Source organism: Sphingomonas phyllosphaerae 5.2, from assembly GCF_000419605.1.
In the GTDB taxonomy this organism is placed as follows: Bacteria; Pseudomonadota; Alphaproteobacteria; order Sphingomonadales; family Sphingomonadaceae; genus Sphingomonas; species Sphingomonas phyllosphaerae_B.
In genome coordinates this window covers 1199052-1216476 of sequence record NZ_ATTI01000001.1, presented here as the reverse complement: position 1 = coordinate 1216476, position 17425 = coordinate 1199052, and the positions used below count along the sequence as shown (strand labels likewise).

The window sequence follows — 17425 nt, the reverse complement described above, 5'->3', positions numbered from 1 at the left end:
CTCAGGACCGCGTCGGTTCCTCGTCGTCGTCGTCGCCCGCCGCTTCCTTGCCGGCGGTGCCGCGTCGGGTGGCGGCGTCGTCGCCGATCAGTTTGCCGATCGCCTCGTGGACCGAGGATCGCGTGCGCCTTGCCACGGCGGCCTCATCGGGGCCGGCGGGGGTATCCGTGGCGCTGCGTCGCTTGGTCATGCCACCGTCTCCTGAACCGCCTTGCCGATCGCGACGCCCTCGCCATCGAAACCGCGTGCGCGCGCCCAGGCGACCGCGGCGATGCGGCGGTTGACACCGATCTTGGCGTAGATCCGCGCAACATGGTTGCGCACGGTGTTGCCCGCGACGTTCAGCGATCGTGCGATCGTCTTGTCGTCGTAACCGCGGCAGATCAGCGCCAGCACGTCGCGCTCGCGCGCGGTAAGATCGTCCAGCCCCGGCCCATCGATGTTGGAGTGCGGCGCGCGCAGCCGTGCCAGCTTGTCCATGACGGTGCGGCTGAACCAGCTGGTGTCCTTCATCACCGCCTCGATCGCCTCGACCAGCTCCAGCTCGGTCGCCTTGCGCTGCGAGATGTCCTGGAACGCCCACAGCACGCAGGCCTCGTCGCCCAGCCGGATCGACTCCGTCGACACGATGCAATCGATCGCTGCGCCGTCCTTGGCGTGGAGCCGCGCCTCGTGTCCGCGCAGGTCGTGGCCGCCGTCGATCGCCGCCTCGATCACGCGCCGCATCGCGCTGCTCTCCCACAATTCCACCTCGCCGAGTGGCCGCCCGATGATCTCGGTCGCGCCGTATCCCGTCAGCTGCGTGAAGCTGGCGTTCACCTCGCACAGCAGATGCCCGTCGCGCGCACCGATCGCCATCGGCACCGGCGCCAGCTGGAAGGTGCGCGTGAAGCGCTCCTCGCTGTGACGCAGCGCGTCCTGCGCCTTGCGACGCGGCTCCAGGTCGGCGAACGTGAACAGCATGCACGGCTGGTCGCCCATGTCGATCGGCTGCCCGGCGACGATCACCAGCCTCGTTCCGCCGCCCGGCATCTCCAGCTCGGCTTCCATCTGCGGGATCGTCCGCCCTTCCCCCAGCCGCTCCTTGGCCAGGTCGCGGCGATCGGCGTGGCGCAGCACGTCGATGTCGTAGACGGTCCGACACAGCACGTGGTCGCGCTGATGCCCGGTCATATCGAGGAAGCCCTGGTTCACCTTCACGAACCGCAGGTCGTTCAACCGGCAGATTACCGCGGGCGCCGGATTGGCGTTGAACGACTGCTCGAAGCGATCCTCCGCCTCGTACCGTGCCGACACGTCCTGGATGATCAGCACCAGGCACGCCGGCTCGCCATCGTCGGCGTCGTTCAGCACCAGGCTGCGCACCTGATGCACCCAGCGCGGTTCGTCCTCTCCCGCCAGCGTCACCTCGACGACCACCTCGGAAAAGGAATCGCCCGCCACGACGCGTTCGATCGGGTAATTGTCCGCCTCGACGCGGTGGTTGTTGCGGTAGCGCAGCTGGAAGCGCGCGCGATATTCGTCCACCGTCGCACCCAGCCCGGCGCTGTCGTCCACGCCGTGCATCGCCAGCGCGGCCGCGTTCGCCCAGAGCAGGGTCTGGTCGGGATCGATCAGGATCACGCCCTCGTCGAGCCCGGCGATGATCTGGCGCAGGTGGCGCAGGTCGGCGGTTTCGCGCAGGGTCTTGAACGACGGGGCGGTGCTCATCGCCGGCTCAATCGCGCCGCCCGTGGACGACGAGCGCAAGGGCATAGCCGCCGATCGCCGCCGCGATCGCCCATAGCAGCGGCGCGTCCTGCACCTTCTGCGCGGCCACCCTGCCGCCCTCCTGCGCGGCGTCCGCCGCACGTTCGCCGGCCGCCTTCAGGCGATCGCGCGCCTCCTCGGCCAGTTCGGGCGCGCTGTCGATCGCGTCCTCGACGATCGAGCGGGCGCGGCCATAGCTGTGCTGTGCCCCGCCTGCGACCTGGTCGACGACGCCGTCTACCTTCCACGCACGGCTGTCGACGGTATCGCCGACCGCCTTCTCGATCTTGCCACCGACATAGCGGGCACCGCCCTGGAATTCGTCCTTGTTCATGATCATGCTCCTCGAATGGAATGCGGTTGCGCGGCGTGATTACGGGCGGACGCCGCAACCGGCGGCGGCCTTCCCGACCGCCAGCGCAATGGCGGGATCCTTCAGTTCGCCCGCGACGCGCAGCAGGTCGCCGGCCGTCAGTACGCCGGGGTCGGTATCGCCCTTGCGATAGGCGGCGGCGGCGCGGCCGAGTTGCCGGAGCTGGCCCAGCGACAGGTCGCCTTGCAGCCGCGTGCCGACACAATCGGCGCGCTGTTCGTCGAGGCCATAGCGCTGCAACCCGGTCGAGATACGGGTCGCCGGCGCGGCGCAGGCGGAAAGCGTCGCTGCACTCAGCAGCATGACGGCCAGGGCTTTCATGGTCGATCCTCCGACGCCGGCACCGTCGATCACGGGCGGGTCGGACGCATCAACCGATCATCAAAGGCCGCGTTCCTGGTATTCTTGCAGCAATTACTAGTCGCTATCTACCAGATCGATCTTCGCTGCCCGCTCCTCATAGAGTTGCTTCAGGCGCGTATGGATCATCTTCGCGCCAGACTCTTCTGTCTTTTCCGCTAGTTGGCGATGTCCGTCAGCGCGCTGAAGCAGATAGTCGCGTTCTTCGCGGCCGGTGCGTTCGATGCTGTCGGCGCCGTGATCGTGCTCGTCGTTCATGGCGTGACGCTATCACCCGCTGCGCCGCCGCCATATCGTGCCGATGCACCCCCCGCGTAGTACGTCGGCGCTATACCGCGTCACCGCAGCCGAAGCGCGACGATCTGGTCCCAGCGATCGCCGAGCGGCGGCAGCCCCGACAGCTCGATCGTGCCGCCGCGCGCCGTGACCGTCACCGGCGCGTCGCCGTCGAACAGTCGTGCCGACGCCACCTTGCCCGCAAACGGCAGCGCGACGCGCCCGTCGTGCGCGCGCAGCAGGTGGACATAGACCGTCTTGTCACGCTGCGTGGTGACGCCCCACGGCCCCGGCGCGATCGGTCCGCCCCGCGTGCCATAGATGCTACGCCCGTTGGCGGTCAGCCATGCGCCGATCTTCGCGTAGGTGGCCAGATTCTCCGGCTGCAATTCCCCGTTCGGCATCGGCCCGGTGTTGAGCAGGAAGTTGGCGTTGCGGCCTGCCGCGCCGATCAGCGTGCGCACCAGCGTCTCCGGCGACTTGAAATTGTCGTCGACCAGGTTGAAGCCCCAGCTGCCGTTCATCGTCTCGGCGGTTTCCAGCGGCAGCGCGCCGACCTTCGCGGTGCCGCTGTAACCCATCGTGTTCTCACCCGGCAGGTCGCGCTCGAACGTCTGATAGTCTTCGCCCGGAAACGGCGCATGATGGTGGTTGTTCACGATCAGCGCGGCGGGTTGCAGCTGGTGGATCAGGCGATAGGTGCGGTCCAGCCGCCAGCGGTCGCGCAGCGGCGTCTTCTCCTGGTCCCACCAGCCGTCGAACCAGATGCCGCCGATCGGGCCATATTGCGTCAACAACTCGCGCAGCTGCGCGTCCTGGTAATCGAGATATTTCTCCCAGTCGCCCGCCTCCGGACGGCCGGTGGTGTGCCCGGTCCGCCCGCGCGGGAAATAGTCGGTGTTGTGCCAGTCGAGTTGCGAGTAATAGAAGAACAGCTTGATGCCCTGCCGCCGGCACGCCGCAGCAAGTTCGGCGATCGGATCGCGGCCGAACGGCGTCGCCTTCGCGACGTTGTAGGGCGACACCTTGCTGTCGAACATCGCGAAGCCGTCGTGATGCTTGCTGGTGATGACGACGTAGCGCGCGCCGGCCTTCCGGAACGACGTGGCCCACGCATCGGCATCGAACCTGGTGGGATTGAAGAACCGCGCCAGCCGCTCGTATCTGGCGGCGGGGATCTTGTTCTCCTGCATGATCCACTCGGCCAGCCCGGGCGATCCGCCACCGCCCAGTTCGCTGTAGAGGCCCCAGTGGAGGAAGATCCCGAACTTGGCGTCCTGGAACCAGCGGCGCGCTTCCAGATTGGCGGCGCCCGGCGTGTAGGCGTCAGCCTGCTGTGCGGGTGCGGGCGTGGGTGCAGGTGCGGGCACGGCTTCAGGCGTGGGCGCCGCGGGCGCGGTGGCGGGCACCGCGGCGAAGGCGGCGCCGATCGTTGCCAGCGCGATCAAACGCCGCCGAACGCTATACCGGTGCGCCATGCCATCCTCCTTGGAATCGTCTTTTATCGCGCGCAGACTGGGCATCGCCCGCCCGCGCTGTCCAGCCAAATCGCGTCGTGCGGTGGGCAGCCGGTCACGTTTGCGCTAGGACCGATCGACCGCGATCGATGACCGGCGTCGGCACGTCGCCGCCGCCGTCGTGCCGACGGCGGTAAATGCGGCAGTGCGGCCGGCGCCCGTAGCGACGGGCATGGGTTATCCGGATCGCGAGACCGGGCCGCTCCGACGTTCGAACGCGAATGTCGATCGGCGCCGGGTCGAGACCGATTACGACGGGAAGACACGATGACTGGTTCGGCAACGGCATGGGATGGCGCGCTGGTTCGCACGTGGCTGGAGCGGCGGCAGAAGGCCGCGCGGCTCGAACAGGCGGCGGCGGACCGGCGCGGCTACGAGGCGCAGGACGATTACGACAAGGCGGCGGCGGAGGAATGGGCCTGCCGCGCCTTGGCCGATACCGGCGATGCGGACGACCAGACGGCGTTCGCCGCCCGGATCAAGGCGTTGCTTGCGCGCGACGATTATCCCGTCACCGGCATCTACGACGACATCCGCTTCGAACGTCACGTCCGCGCGCACCTCCGGAAAATCGCGAAGATGACGAAGGCGAATGATGGGTTTGCCAACACGCTGCGCTATCAGGGCTGACGACTTCACGCTTACGCAGGTATCCGCATGGCTCGCCGACACTCCCGCAACGATCCCTACGCCGGCATAGAGCAGGAGGACGACGCTCCACCCGCGATCGTCACCTGCTGGCTGTGCGGCCGCCCGACCGGCAGGACGATCGTCTGGCACCATCCCGTTCCCAAGAGCAGGGGCGGGCGCGATGTCGTACCGATGCATCCGATCTGCCAGCAGACGCTGATGGCCAATTTCACCACTTCCGAATTGCAGCGCCACGGTCTCGACGTCGAAGCGCTGCTGGCGCACCCCGGCATCCGCAAGTTCGTCGACTGGGTCGCGAACAAGGACCCTGACTTCACCGCGACGACCGCGAAGAAGCAGCGCTGACCGGCGCGGCGCGCCGCACCTTGCGCAACCATCCGCGCGCGTCCACGTCGCGGCGCAGCGCGCCTCCCGCACGCGAAGGAACGACGATGCCGAGTCTGTACGATATCACCGTGCCGCTCTTCACCCGCACGCTGCGCAACCTCGACCATCTGCTCGCCACGGCTGTCGGCAGCGACATCGACGAGGCGGAACTGCTCGCCGCGCGGCTGGCGCCGGACATGCTGCCGCTCCCGCGCCAGGTGCAGATCGCGTGCGACACCGCCAAATTGGCGGTCACGCGGCTCGCGCAGGTCGAACCGCGCCCGATGGCCGACGACGAGGCGACGATCGCCGAACTGCGCGATCGGATCGCGCGGACGATCGCCTATCTCGACGAAGCGCCGGTCGCCGCGTTCGACGGACGCGAGACGGCCGAGATCGCGTTGAAGTTCCCCAATCTGGAGATGACCTTCTCCGGCAGCGCCCTCGTCACCGACTTCGTATTGCCGAACTTCTTCTTCCACGTGACCGCCACCTATGCGCTGTTGCGGATGAAGGGCGTCCAGATCGGCAAGATGGATTACCTGACCGGCGGGGTCGCGGCGCGCTGATCCTGCGTGCCGGCCGCGCGGGCACGGACCCGTCGCGGCCGGCACGGTGTTGTGACGCAGTGTAACGATATCGGAGCGCGATCATCTTCAGTCTCGTCTTCGCCGTCCCGGCGCTCGTCGTCCTGTGGCGCTGGCTCTGGCCGCTCCCGCTACCGTTATGGGCGAAGATCCCGGCGGCGCTGCTGATGCTCCTGGCCTCGCAATATCACTTCTTCAGCCGGCTCTCGTCGGGATCGGTGTTCGCACCCGAATTCCCGCGCATCGTCGTCATCCTGTTCAACTGGACGTTCGGCGCGATCGTGCTGCTCGCGGTGTTTCAGGTCGTGCTCGACCTGGGCACGCTGCTGGCGATGCTCATCCGCCACGACGCCGTCCGGCAACCCGCCGCGCTTCGCTATGCGATCGGTGCGCTGGCGGCGCTCGCAGCGGGGATCGGCGTCGCCAACGCCACGCGCGTCCCGCCGGTGCGGGACGTCGCCGTCGCGGTCCGCGATCTGCCGCCGGCGTTCGAGGGATACCGCATCGTCCAGCTGACCGACCTGCACATCAGCCGGCTGTTCACCGCTTCATGGGCCACGGCGGTCACCGCGCGCGCCAACGCCGCCGGTGCCGACCTGATCGTGGTGACGGGCGACTTCATCGACGGCTCGGTCGCGATGCGCCGTAACGACGTCGCACCACTCGCGGCATTGCGCGCGCCGGACGGCGTCTATGCGATCCCGGGCAACCACGAATATTTCTTCGAATATCGCGCCTGGATGCGACACCTGACCGATATGGGCTTCCGGATGCTGCCGAATGCGCACGCGGTGATCGCGCGCGGCACCGCGCGGCTCGTACTTGCCGGAGTCACCGATTTATCGGCACCAGGCGTCGGCGAAGCGCCGCCATCGCTCGATCTTGCGTTACGCGGCGTTCCCGAAGGTGCACCGATCGTGCTGCTCGATCATCAGCCGCGCCACGCGCGCGCCGCCGCCGCCCGCGGGATTGCGCTGCAATTGTCGGGACATACGCATGGCGGGATGATCGTGGGGCTTGACCGCATCGTCGCACGGGCCAACGCCGGCTTCGTGTCCGGCCGATATACCCTCGGCGAAACAACGCTTTATGTCAGCAACGGCACCGGCCTCTGGCCCGGCTTCGCACTACGGCTCGGCGTCCCCTCCGAAATAACGCGCTTCACCCTCCACCGCATGAAGTGAGGCGCAGGCCGAGATAATCGTCGTCCGTCAAATGCTTCGAGGTTCGTCAAACATCGCGAATCCGCCCGGGGCATCAACACCGCAAAAGCACAGGGCCGCACGGCCCTCGAACTCGCCGATGCCGATCGTCGTGCCCGCCAACGCCACCTGGCGCCTGGCTATTTTCGTCTCCACACCGCGCCCGCGCGAACGTCGACGAAGAGCTACTGAGGCACGACAGCGAGGCCTTCGGGAGCGTGTTTCCGCTACAATCCTCGCACCGACGCCATCATCTTGAAAACAAGGGGCCGCCCCAAAGGACGGCCCTGATCGCTCAGATCTTGTCGCCAAGCGCGCCCTTGACGCTGCCCTTGACGTCCTGCCCAGTGCCCTTGAGCTGCTGCGCCTCGCCCTCGGCCTCCAGCCGCTCGTTGTCGGTCGCCTTGCCGACCTCTTCCTTGATCTTTCCTGCGACCTTGTTGGCGGCGGCGCTGACCTTGTCGGTGAATTCACCCATGGTTCGTCTTTCTGTTTGTGGAACGAACGACCAAGCCGCAGGACCTGCGTTGGTTCCCGCCGCCGCGCGGGGCATATCGTGTCGCGGGCAGGTGTACCGCAATGGGGCGATCGGCCGCATCCTGTTGAGAATAGTAATTTGTTTGTATTTGTGGCGTAGTTAGGCCCGAATGGGCCGCGTTTGCGGCGATGGAGCGCCGATGAGCATTTCGATTTTCCAGCCTCCGCCCGTCCCGATGAACGAGCGCGAACGCGAGCGTGCCGTGGTGGCGAGTGGCGCGTTGGAAGCGCAGGACGACCCGGTGCTGCTCGCGATCGCCCGCGACGTCTGCCAGCAGATGGGCGTGAGCGCGTCGCTGCTGTCGATCCTGCTGCACGATACGCAATATGTGGTCGCCGCGCATGGGATCGCCGCGCGCGCCTACCGTCGCAAGCACTCGTTCTCGGGCCATGCGATCGCCTCGGGCGAGGACTTTTTCTTCATCCCCGACCTGCTCTCCGACGCGCGTTTCGCCGACAATCCGTGGGTGAACCGCGATGCCGGACGGTTCCGCTTCTATGCCGCCGCCGTTCTTCGCTGGGACGGGAACCACGCGATCGGCGCCATCAGTGCCGTGGACCCGAACCCGCGTGACGTCATTACGGAGCGGGATCGCGCGACGATGGCCGATGCCGCGGCCGCCATCGTCGCGCGTCTGCACGAACGCCGCGACGCGCCATTGCTCCGCGATGCCCAGGCCGTGCCGCGCCACTGACGCCGCAGGGGCGCGTGCCCGTCAGCTGCCCGCAGGCGACACGGTCGAGGCCCACTTTGTCGGCGTATCGGAAAGCGTAAGGCGCAGCGTGCCGCCACGCGTGATGTCGCTTTGGCGGAGGAAGGGCGTAGCGAGCGGCTTGCCGTTGAGCGACGCGGCCGCGATGTAGATACGCCCCGCCTTCCAATTGTCGGCCCGGATCGTGAAGCTCTTGCCCGCGGCACCGACGATCGTACCGAGCGGCTGGTGCGGCGCATGAATGTAATAGAGGTCGCTGGTCAGCTTCGGGAACAGGCCCAGCCGGTTGAAGACGTAGTGCGAGCTCATCGCCCCATTGTCCTCGTCGCCGGGATAAGCGTCGGGGGTGAAGCGCCGGAAGATGCGATCGGCCCAATAGCTTGCCAGATCGGGTCGACCGACTTCGCTGAACAGCCACGGCGTCGCGAAGCTCGGCTCGTTGGTGATGTCGATCAACCCGGTGTCGAGCGCATGCCGCAGCCGCTCGATGAAGCGCGCGCGCCCGCCCATTGCGGCGACCATGCCGGGCACGTCGTGGAGCATCGAGTAGGAATAGACCCAGGCGGTTCCTTCGTAGAAACCGACGTTCTCATAACGCTTGCCATCCCAGCCGACCTTGGGATCGAGCGGCTGGAAGCGGCCGTCGGCGTAGCGCGGGATGACGAAGCCCGTGTAACCATCGCTGACCGCCGCCGGGTTCCAGACGTTGCGCCAGTTGCGCGAGCGCGCGAGCAGCGCTGCGGCGTCCTTCGTTTCGCCGACCGCCGCCGCCAGCCGCGCGGCGTAGAAATCGTTGAGCGCGAACGCAGGCGTGGACGAGCCTGAGCGCGCGCGCTGGTTGTCGGGCTCGGGGCTCCGGTCGCCCACCGCGAACCAGCCCTGCACCAGATAGCGCGGACGACGCTCCTCGTGCGCATTGTGCAACGCCACCGGCGCGGCGCGTTGCCAGTCGATCCCCGGGACACCGCGGATCAGCGCCTCGCCCAGCACGTTGTCGATTTCGTCCCCGCCCTGCCCGACGTGATAGTTGCGCCCCGCGATAAAGGCCGTGTGCGCCGCCCCGTAGCGTTCGAACGTCCGGACGATCGAGGCGACATTGTCGCGGTAGACGCCCGGACGCAGCAACGACATGAGCGGAAAACCGGTACGATACGTGTCCCACAGCGTATAATAATCGTCCCAATGCGGTACCGCACGGTCCTGTTCCGGCTGATCGCGGCTGCGATCGCGCGGCTGGATCGCGCTGTGGTAGAGCGCGGTGTAGAAACGGCGCTTGTCCGCCGCGCCCACGCCGTCGATCGTGGCGCGCGACAGTTCGCGGTTCCAGTCGGCCTGTGCACCGCGGCGAACCGCATCATAGTCCCAGGCTGGAATATCCTCGGCCAGCAGCTCGGCGGCGCGTGCGGCACTGGTGAACGACACCGCGACCTTCAGCTTGACCGGATCGGCGGGCGTCGCGTCGAATTGCCACCAACCCGCCAGTTGCGTGTCGGCCGCCGCTGTCGCGCGGGTGGCGCCCGCGCGATCCTCCTGCCCGACGCGCACGCCCCAGCGGGTCGGGATACGATCGAGCTGCGCGGCGAACCAGATATCGACTTCGGCGGGATTCCAGTAGCTTCGCGCCCGCACCCGCCCCGCGATCCGGCCGTTCGCGGGGTCGAGCGTAAGCTCGGCGCCAGCGCTGGCCAGTTCACCGCGGATCTTGCGGGTCACGTCGAACACCATCGTCGCCGGGCGACCCGCGGGATAGGTGAAGCGATAGAATGCGGCGTACGGCGCGGGGGTAACCTCGGCACGAATGCCGTAGCGGGTCAGCGTCACCGCATAGGCGTCCGCGGCCAGTCGCTCGTCGGCCTTGCCAGACAGGTGCCGCGCCTCGTCGAAGACCGGCGCGCCGGTCTGTGGGGAGATCAGGAAGGTGCCGTAGGTGGTGCGCCCGCCCGAACCCTGCGTATGCAGTTGCGCGAAGCCGCTGATCGGCGCGTCCTTGTCATAGCCGGCGTTGCTGCCAACCAGCGTCTCGGGGCTCGGGTGGATCGATCCGGCCGGGCGGGTGGGTCCCGGCACCGTATCGCCCTGGTCGTCGTTGCCGGTGCCGATGCGCGGATCGACATAGCGGAACAACGCCGTTTCGTCGGCGCCCGTCCCCGCCGTCGCCACGGTGGAAAGCAGCAGAGCCACAGCAATGCTCGTACCCGTCTTCATGCGCGTTCTCCTGCATCCGACGTCGTATTGCCGCTGCGTGGTCGAGGATATCCCCTGATGCAAGAAAGGGGCGGTGCTCCGGGAGAAGAGAGCACCGCCAGTAACCCCAGGGAAGGGACTCAGAAGGTGGCGCGCGCCGTCACCGTGAAGGTGCGCCCATCATAGTCGGCGCGCCGGATCAGGCGCGGATCGTTCTCGTATTCGATGCGGATCGCATTGGTGAGGTTGTAGGCGTCGAACGACAGCGAGACCGTGTCGGTCAGGTTCGCCGAAGCCGACAGGTCGAGCTGGCCGCGCGACTTTACCTGCCGCGCCGCGCCCGTGAAGGTGCCCGCGGATGCGAGGTCGTACTTGCTACGGATGTTGTAGACGAGCCGCACGCCGCCCTTGTCGGTCTCGAAATAGCCGATGACGTTGGCGTTGTGCTTCGACACGCCGGGCAGCGTCGCCTGAGCGCCGGTGGCGGTACGGCCGCTGATGCCGGTGAACGCGTAGTTGAAGCCGCCACCCAGATGTCGCAGCGCGCCCGGCAGGAAGTCCAAGGATTGCTGGAGGTTGAACTCGACCCCGCGCACCGTGACGGGGCTGTCCTGATTCACGAAGCCGCTGGCGGTGACCAGGAAGGGCGTCGGCACCGCGCCGCCGGTGTAGATCTGGCTGCTCTCGCACCGATCGCCGTTGACGCGCAGCGTGCCCAGCCCAAGCGCCGCACCGTCCTGCGGACACAGGCGGGTCGGGTCGGTGATCTGCGCGATCAATCCGGTGATCCGCTTCTGGAACGCCGCTACCGAGATGATCCCGTTCGGACGGTTGTACCATTCCAGCGAGGCATCGAACGACGTCGAATCGTACGGCTGCAATTCCGGATTGCCCAACGTCAGCGAATAGACGCCGTTGACGGGGTTGCCGACGATCGTCGATGGCGTGAACTGCCGCGGCTGCGGGCGGACGTAGGTGCGATAGGCGGCACCACGCAGCAGCAGCTTCTCGGTCAGGTCGGCGACGACGATGAACGACGGCAGCAGCTTGCCGTAGCGATTGGTGTAGTTGTTCGTCGTGAAATCCGCCGGTGAGCCGATCGTGGTCGTCAACGACACCCGATCCAGCGCATCGATCGAGTTGCGTGCGTATTCATAGCGCAGGCCGCCATTGCCGCGGATGCGGACGCTGCCGATATCGATCGCATATTTCGCTTGCACGTAACCCGCCGCGATATCGGTCTGGTTCGTGAAATTATAGAGCGCATAGTTGTTGTCGTTGTAGCGGATGTTGAAGCCGGACGGAGACAGCGCCCCGCCCGGGAACAACGTCACCGGGCGCAACTTCGACAAGGCGTAATCATAGCGGGTCGACTGCCAGTTCGTGCTGTACGTGCCGAGCTTGTCACCGAAGAAATCGCCGGCCACCGGCGCGGTCTGCACGAAGCTGCCGTCGATGTTCTGGGTCTGCAAGCCGAACGCCTGGGTACGATAGCCCTGCGAGACGAACTTGTTGTGTTCGAAGCGGAATCCGGCCTGGATGCCGCTCAGCACGCTGTCCTGGAAGGTCCGCTCCGCGTCCCATTGATAGGCGAGCAACTCGTTCGTCGCATAGCTTTGCGTACCGGTCAGCTGGAAGCGGTTGGTGCGGCCCGCCGTCGTCGGCGAGTTATAATATTGGGTGGGATCGGCCACGCCGCCCCAATACCAGGTCGGCACCGCACTGGTGATGAGCGGGTCGGGTGCGAGCGAGTAATAGAAATCGCTGACGTCGCCTGCCCCGGTCCGCAACGTCCCGCTCGCGCCGTTGCCGGTCGCGGTCTGCAGACGATCGAAGTCGATCGACGTTTCTTCCGAGCGGTTGTTCGCCTTCGATGCGGTCAGCACCGTCGACAGCCGCCACGCGTCGTCGCTCCATTCGGCCTTGCCGTTGATCCCCCAGCTGCTCTGCCGGATGCCGAGACGGCGCGTTGAGGAACGCGGGTCGGCGGGGTTCGTGAAGTCGTAGTCCGTCACGACATAGCGGCCGTCATCAAGCTTGACCGGCGGCGACGTCGGGGTGAGCGCGCTGGTGTCGTTCTGCCCGACGATCGAGATGTACTGCATCGTCTTGGGCAGGCGACGATCGGTGTAGAAGCCGGTCAGGCTGACGCGGGTATGCTCGTCCGGCTTCCACTCCGCGCCCGCAGCGCCGGTGTAGAGGTCGCCGGGGTTGAGCCGCGAATATTGACGAAGCTGCGAATTGTAGAGCACGCCGGAAGTCGCAGTGGAGCCCGTGCAGGACGGGCATGCTGCCGAGCGCGCGTAATAGCTGCCGAGCACGCCGGCATTCGCCTGCGCCTGCGTCGCGGAGAACGGCGAGTAGCTGTTGAACTGGACGGTGTCGCGGCGGAAGTTCTCTTTCTTGTACGCCAGCACGCCGAACACGCCGAAGCTGTCGGAGAAAAGATGATTGTAGCCTACCGTCGCGGCCGGGGCGAACTTGTCGCCGAGCTGATTGTATTCCAGGGCCGCCTTGGTGAAGCCGCCTTCCTTGCGGCTGAGCGCAGGCGCGATCTGCAGGTCGACATTGCCCGACAGGCCGCCCGATTGCGCGTTGGCGAGCGGCGACTTGTCGATGACGATCGCGCTGAAGATGTCCGCGTTGAACGCGCCGAGCGGCGCGGCTTCGGTCAGGATCGGCTCGGCGAATGCGACACCATTGAGGGTCAGGCGCGCATATTCGCCGGGCAAACCGCGCAAGTTGATGGTCGCGTTGCGGCCTTCCGCCTCACGATTGATCTGGACGCCGGGCACCCGCTGCAATGCTTCGCCGACGTTGAGATCGGGGAAACGGCCGAGCCCGTCCGACGAGATACCGTCGGTGATCGCGATCTCATTGCGCTTCGAGCGGATCGCATCGGCATAGCTCTGACGGAACCCGGTCACGACGATGTCGCCTTCGGGCTGCGGGATCGGCTCCGCCTGCGACTGCGGGTCGGCGGCGGTGCTCTGGTCGGGATTGGCGGGGGTGGCGACGGTCGGTGTCGGCGGGTTCGCCATACCACCTGCGGGTGCCTGCTGTGCCAGCGCCGGTGTGCCCGCGAGCATCGTGGCAGCAAGCAACATGGCGTCGAACGTCCGCCAGCGATTGGCCATTAGCATCTTCAATCCCCTCCCGTGGAGCACGTGCTCCGTTCCCTGCAGCCGTATCGCCGCCCTCTTCAGGAGCAGCTTTCTCGATATTGGCCAGCCTTATTGGTAAGGCCAATCTGCGCTACCGATACCAGTTTGTCAATTTGATTTATTAATCGCGGTAAGTGCCAAGTTAGTACAGGATGGTCGCGATGCAGGGGGTGGGAGGCTCACGGCACGGCATCGGTGCCACGCCGACTGCCAGATCCGAGTGTGGCCAGCTAAGGCATTGAAGATGCTACAAAGGTAGCTAGCTCATTCCACTGGTAAGGCCAGTTGGACGAGATAAAGATGTTACAATCACCGGTGTAGCCGCGCGGGACACATGCGCGCACGACCGTCCGTTTGACAGCGTCAGTGTCGCGAAACAGCCACTGCGACTTCGCGACGATCCCGCGGACTCGCCACATGCCCCAGATGTCGCCAGAAGATGAAGCGTCTCACCACCGGTAAGGCCGATAAGGCGCTGCCCTTTGCGTTGTCGTGCCCGTGGCCCGGCGCGAGCACGAGTCGCGGCCGCCCAACCACTTGTAACGACCACTGATCGCCATCCGCGCGAATGCTCAAGCGTGTTGCGTCGCCAAAGGCGCCGCGGGAGCGTGCGCAGTTCCCGTCCAAGGATCATGCGGGACATCGCGTCGTGTCCCGGCTTGCGGATCACGACGACCGTCTTCTACGGTGCGACTGTGGGGGTGACGATGATCCGTTTGGCTTTGCTGATCTGCGGCATGGGTGGCGTGCTGATCCCGAACCCCGCGCGAGCGACCCCGCGCGAGGATAGCGTTCCGAAGGCGCGAAAAGGCGATCCGCTCGCCCAGACCGAGCGCATGGACGGACTGCTGCCGGTCTATCTGGACCGCAAGGGCGGGCGCATTTTGCTGTCGCTTCCCGCCGCCGCACGCGACGGCGTGGCGGCACGGCTGCTCTACACCACCGCGTTGCGCACCGGGCTCGGCTCCGCGCCGATCGGACTGGATCGTGCGCAGCCCGGCCCGGCCCAGGTGCTCGTCATGCGCCGGCTGGGTAAAAAGATCGCCTTCGAGCTGGAGAATCCACGCTTCCGCGCAAGCGGCGCCTCGCCGGGCGAACAGGCGGCCGCCGCTGATGCGTTCGCGACCTCGACATTGTGGCTCGGAGATCTGACGGAAGCCGCGGACGGGCGGCTGCTGGTCGACATCGCGCCGTTCCTCGCACGCGATACGAAGGATGTGGCCGCACAGCTGAACACGAGTGGCGAGAAAGGCTGGAAATTGGTCGACGCACTCAGCGCCGCCGATCCCAACGCCGTGCGCGCCTTCCCGCTGAATCTCGAATTCGAGGCGCGCCAGACCTGGGCCAGCGACACGCCAGGGCCGGAGGTACGCAACATCGCACCCGACCCGCGCCAGGTGACGTTGGTGGTCCGTCACAGCTTCGTCGCGCTGCCCGGACGCGGGTACGTGCCCCGCGCGTTCGATCCGCGCGGCGGCAGCTTCTCGACACAGACGCTGAATTTCGCAGCGCCGCTCGGCGCGCAGGTCGTCCAGAACCTCGCGAACCGCTTCCGGCTGGAGAAGGTCGATCCGGCCGCGCCGCGCTCACGCGTCAAGAAGCCGATCGTCTTCTATATCGACAACGCCGCGCCGGAGCCGATCCGCACCGCGCTGCTGGAGGGCGCATCGTGGTGGAAGACGGCGTTCGACGCGGCCGGCTATGTCGACGCCTATCGCGTGGAGATCCTACCGGAGGGCGCCGACCCGCTCGACATACGCTTCAACGTCGTCAACTGGGTCAATCGCGCGACGCGCGGCTGGTCGTACGGCTACGCTGTCAGCGATCCGCGCACCGGCGAGATCCTGAAGGGATCGGTGCTGCTGGGCTCGTTGCGCGTCCGCCAGGACATGCTGATCTATGAGGCGCTGGTCGGCGCGGCGAAGACCGGCACCGGCGGCCCGAACGATCCGGTGACCGTCGCGCTGGCCCGGATCCGGCAACTTGCCGCGCATGAAGTAGGACATGCGCTGGGATTGCTCCATAATTTCGCGGGCAGCACGCAGGACCGTGCATCGGTCATGGACTATCCCGCGCCGCGCATCGGGCTGACCGACGGCGCACCCGACTTGTCCGACGCGTACGGGGTTGGGCTGGGCGTGTGGGACCGCCATGCGATCGACTGGTTGTACGGTGATCCGTCCGGCGCCGACCCCGACGCCACCGCGCGTGCGAAGGCTGCCGCCGCGGAGCAGCGCGGGCTGCGCTTCGTCTCGGATGAGAATGCGCGCGCCCCGTCCGCCTCACAGCCGTGGGGAAGCCTGTGGGACGATGGCGCCGATCCGACCGCGGAGCTGGAGCGAATGATGCAGGTTCGTGCCGCAGCGATCGCGCGCTTCGGCCCCGCGGCGTTGGCGGTCGGCGAACCTGCCGCCGCGTTGCGGCGCAAGTTCGTGCCGATTTGGCTGCTCCACCGCTACCAGGTCGAGGCGGCGGCGAAGTCGGTTGGCGGGGTCACGTCCACCTACGCGGTAGCGGGTGGCGTCGGCGGGGCGCCGGAGCCGGTGAGCGGTGCGGCGCAGCAGCGGGCGCTCGACGCGCTGCTCGCCACGCTCGCGCCCGCCGCGCTGGACGTGCCCGACCGTCTTATCGCGCAACTGTCGGCGGGCTGGTCGGGCGAACGCGATCGCCAGACCGATATCGAGGTGATGCGGACGGCGGGTAGCGCGGTGTTCGATGCGCTGGTGGCGGCGCAGGTCTCCGCGCAAGTCACGCTGGATGCATTGCTCGCGCCCGAACGATTGGCGCGGCTGGCCGATCAGCATCGCCGCAATCCTGACGTGCCCGGGCCGACGCTGGTCGCGGAGCGGCTCCTGGCACTGGCGGACGCAGCGGCACTCAATGCGCGCCTTGCCGCGGTCCGCCGCGTGGTCGGCACCCGCATCGTCCTCGGGCTGGCACGCGCCGCCGCCGCCCCGGCCACTGGCACGGAAGCGGCGGGCGGCATCGGGCAGGCGCTGCATGAGTGGGCGGAGCGGCAGGCGCGAAAGCGCTCCGGTGACCCCGCCGACCGGGCTTGGGCGCTCTCCACCGCGCGCCTGTTGCTGGACGATACGAAGCTGGCGGCGGCACTCGCCGATCGCTCTGACGATCCCGTCGTACCGCCGGGAATGCCGATCGGCAGCGACGAGTGATGATCGCCGAGGGCGGCGACAACCGGCAGTGAACATCGGGCGGATCGATGTGCTTGCCGTCGACTAGCGGCGCGCGGTCCTTCGAAGTCTATCTCCCGGACATCGATCCGGGCTCCGGCATCTACTCGCGGCGGCGCAAGCTGGACGCCAGCGGGTGACCCCGTCGACAAGCTTGGCTGGTCACAATCGTGCAAACACGACCGGAGAGCCGAACATGCATTCGGCCCAACCTCACACGGTCCATTATGGTCCCTTTCGGCACGTCGCTGATCAATCGCGATGCGGGGTTCTTGCCGCCTGGAGCGTACGGCTTCGGACAATGGAGTAAAAATTTAAACGTTTGCAAGTAGCTGGGCCGAACTTTCAAAGTCAGACAAGTTCGAGGTTACGTGTGATTTCGCTTCTCCTTGCCACCACCGCCATCTCCGCGGCCATGATGTCGCCGACGCCAGTCGAGGCGGGCGCGCCGCAACAATCAGCGAAGGACGCGGCAGCCTCCGATACCGTGACCACCGGTGTCGCCAAGGGCCGCGACCGTCTGGACAGCGCGACCTCGACCAGCAGCATGAAGGA

General features: G+C 66.9%; 16 protein-coding genes. 6 read left to right on the top strand and 10 right to left on the bottom strand.

The window, feature by feature from the left end:
* Position 1 precedes the first annotated feature (1 nt).
* The 6 genes from SPHPHY_RS19440 to SPHPHY_RS19435 all read right to left on the bottom strand — a co-directional run bounded on the left by SPHPHY_RS19440 (position 2) and on the right by SPHPHY_RS19435 (position 4236).
* Complete coding sequence (locus SPHPHY_RS19440) at positions 2–190, bottom strand: hypothetical protein (RefSeq protein ID WP_022685721.1); 189 nt, start codon at positions 188–190, stop codon at positions 2–4.
* A complete protein-coding gene (locus SPHPHY_RS0105595; protein WP_043130634.1) occupies positions 187–1710 on the bottom strand; it encodes a helix-turn-helix transcriptional regulator in 1524 nt (507 codons plus the stop codon). Before SPHPHY_RS0105595 ends, SPHPHY_RS19440 begins: the two co-directional genes overlap by 4 nt.
* A 7-nt stretch (positions 1711–1717) precedes the next feature.
* Positions 1718–2083: a CsbD family protein gene (locus tag SPHPHY_RS0105590; protein WP_028056526.1), complete on the bottom strand. Its 366-nt coding sequence runs from the start codon at positions 2081–2083 to the stop codon at positions 1718–1720.
* 39 nt (positions 2084–2122) lie between these two features.
* A complete protein-coding gene (locus SPHPHY_RS0105585) occupies positions 2123–2443 on the bottom strand; it encodes a hypothetical protein (protein WP_043130630.1) in 321 nt (106 codons plus the stop codon).
* Between the two features lie 96 nt (positions 2444–2539).
* Positions 2540–2740 carry a hypothetical protein gene (locus SPHPHY_RS0105580; protein ID WP_022685717.1) on the bottom strand — a complete coding sequence of 67 codons (201 nt, stop codon included), beginning with the start codon at positions 2738–2740 and terminating at the stop codon, positions 2540–2542.
* 80 nt (positions 2741–2820) lie between these two features.
* Complete coding sequence (locus tag SPHPHY_RS19435; protein ID WP_081645253.1) at positions 2821–4236, bottom strand: alpha-L-fucosidase; 1416 nt, start codon at positions 4234–4236, stop codon at positions 2821–2823.
* Positions 4237–4542: 306 nt separating this feature from the next.
* On the opposite strand from SPHPHY_RS19435, the gene SPHPHY_RS0105565 reads away from it, so the two are divergent.
* From SPHPHY_RS0105565 to SPHPHY_RS0105550, 4 genes are all read left to right on the top strand, one after another.
* Positions 4543–4905 (top strand): hypothetical protein, encoded by a 363-nt coding sequence (locus SPHPHY_RS0105565; RefSeq protein ID WP_022685714.1) that lies wholly within the window; start codon positions 4543–4545, stop codon positions 4903–4905.
* A 27-nt stretch (positions 4906–4932) separates the two neighbouring features.
* Positions 4933–5271 (top strand): hypothetical protein, encoded by a 339-nt coding sequence (locus SPHPHY_RS0105560; RefSeq protein ID WP_022685713.1) that lies wholly within the window; start codon positions 4933–4935, stop codon positions 5269–5271.
* Positions 5272–5357: 86 nt separating this feature from the next.
* A complete protein-coding gene (locus tag SPHPHY_RS0105555) occupies positions 5358–5861 on the top strand; it encodes a DUF1993 domain-containing protein (protein ID WP_022685712.1) in 504 nt (167 codons plus the stop codon).
* Between the two features lie 185 nt (positions 5862–6046).
* Positions 6047–7063 (top strand): metallophosphoesterase, encoded by a 1017-nt coding sequence (locus tag SPHPHY_RS0105550; protein ID WP_022685711.1) that lies wholly within the window; start codon positions 6047–6049, stop codon positions 7061–7063.
* 313 nt (positions 7064–7376) lie between these two features.
* Here SPHPHY_RS0105550 and SPHPHY_RS0105540 read toward each other — a convergent pair whose 3' ends face one another.
* Positions 7377–7559, bottom strand: coding sequence for a CsbD family protein (locus SPHPHY_RS0105540; RefSeq protein WP_022685709.1), 183 nt, complete (start codon positions 7557–7559; stop codon positions 7377–7379).
* A 301-nt stretch (positions 7560–7860) separates the two neighbouring features.
* Here SPHPHY_RS0105540 and SPHPHY_RS20885 point away from each other — a divergent pair, with 301 nt between their 5' ends.
* Entirely contained in the window at positions 7861–8313 is a 453-nt protein-coding gene (locus tag SPHPHY_RS20885) for a GAF domain-containing protein (RefSeq protein ID WP_156025027.1), read from the top strand.
* A 21-nt stretch (positions 8314–8334) separates the two neighbouring features.
* On the opposite strand, the gene SPHPHY_RS0105530 is transcribed toward SPHPHY_RS20885, so the two are convergent.
* The gene (locus SPHPHY_RS0105530; RefSeq protein ID WP_028056524.1) at positions 8335–10536 is read right to left on the bottom strand and encodes a GH92 family glycosyl hydrolase; all 2202 of its coding nucleotides are present in this window, start codon (positions 10534–10536) and stop codon (positions 8335–8337) included.
* A 119-nt stretch (positions 10537–10655) separates the two neighbouring features.
* Complete coding sequence (locus SPHPHY_RS0105525; protein WP_028056523.1) at positions 10656–13658, bottom strand: TonB-dependent receptor; 3003 nt, start codon at positions 13656–13658, stop codon at positions 10656–10658.
* Between the two features lie 728 nt (positions 13659–14386).
* Between SPHPHY_RS0105525 and SPHPHY_RS0105520 the strand changes: the two genes are divergently transcribed.
* The gene (locus tag SPHPHY_RS0105520) at positions 14387–16852 is read left to right on the top strand and encodes a zinc-dependent metalloprotease (protein WP_051148385.1); all 2466 of its coding nucleotides are present in this window, start codon (positions 14387–14389) and stop codon (positions 16850–16852) included.
* A gap of 369 nt (positions 16853–17221) precedes the next feature.
* Here the strand turns inward: SPHPHY_RS0105520 and SPHPHY_RS22470 are convergent, their stop codons facing one another.
* Entirely contained in the window at positions 17222–17419 is a 198-nt protein-coding gene (locus tag SPHPHY_RS22470; protein ID WP_231370363.1) for a hypothetical protein, read from the bottom strand.
* Positions 17420–17425 lie beyond the last annotated feature (6 nt).

Excerpts from the sequence above, each read along its gene's own strand:
- SPHPHY_RS19440 (WP_022685721.1), bottom strand. The coding sequence starts at position 190 with ATGACCAAGCGACGCAGCGCCACGGATACCCCCGCCGGCCCCGATGAG.
- SPHPHY_RS0105595 (WP_043130634.1), bottom strand. The coding sequence starts at position 1,710 with ATGAGCACCGCCCCGTCGTTCAAGACCCTGCGCGAAACCGCCGACCTG.
- SPHPHY_RS0105590 (WP_028056526.1), bottom strand. The coding sequence starts at position 2,083 with ATGAACAAGGACGAATTCCAGGGCGGTGCCCGCTATGTCGGTGGCAAG.
- SPHPHY_RS0105585 (WP_043130630.1), bottom strand. The coding sequence starts at position 2,443 with ATGAAAGCCCTGGCCGTCATGCTGCTGAGTGCAGCGACGCTTTCCGCC.
- SPHPHY_RS0105580 (WP_022685717.1), bottom strand. The coding sequence starts at position 2,740 with ATGAACGACGAGCACGATCACGGCGCCGACAGCATCGAACGCACCGGC.
- SPHPHY_RS19435 (WP_081645253.1), bottom strand. The coding sequence starts at position 4,236 with ATGGCGCACCGGTATAGCGTTCGGCGGCGTTTGATCGCGCTGGCAACG.
- SPHPHY_RS0105565 (WP_022685714.1), top strand. The coding sequence starts at position 4,543 with ATGACTGGTTCGGCAACGGCATGGGATGGCGCGCTGGTTCGCACGTGG.
- SPHPHY_RS0105560 (WP_022685713.1), top strand. The coding sequence starts at position 4,933 with ATGGCTCGCCGACACTCCCGCAACGATCCCTACGCCGGCATAGAGCAG.
- SPHPHY_RS0105555 (WP_022685712.1), top strand. The coding sequence starts at position 5,358 with ATGCCGAGTCTGTACGATATCACCGTGCCGCTCTTCACCCGCACGCTG.
- SPHPHY_RS0105550 (WP_022685711.1), top strand. The coding sequence starts at position 6,047 with ATGCTCCTGGCCTCGCAATATCACTTCTTCAGCCGGCTCTCGTCGGGA.
- SPHPHY_RS0105540 (WP_022685709.1), bottom strand. The coding sequence starts at position 7,559 with ATGGGTGAATTCACCGACAAGGTCAGCGCCGCCGCCAACAAGGTCGCA.
- SPHPHY_RS0105530 (WP_028056524.1), bottom strand. The coding sequence starts at position 10,536 with ATGAAGACGGGTACGAGCATTGCTGTGGCTCTGCTGCTTTCCACCGTG.
- SPHPHY_RS0105525 (WP_028056523.1), bottom strand. The coding sequence starts at position 13,658 with ATGCTAATGGCCAATCGCTGGCGGACGTTCGACGCCATGTTGCTTGCT.
- SPHPHY_RS0105520 (WP_051148385.1), top strand. The coding sequence starts at position 14,387 with ATGATCCGTTTGGCTTTGCTGATCTGCGGCATGGGTGGCGTGCTGATC.
- SPHPHY_RS22470 (WP_231370363.1), bottom strand. The coding sequence starts at position 17,419 with ATGCTGCTGGTCGAGGTCGCGCTGTCCAGACGGTCGCGGCCCTTGGCG.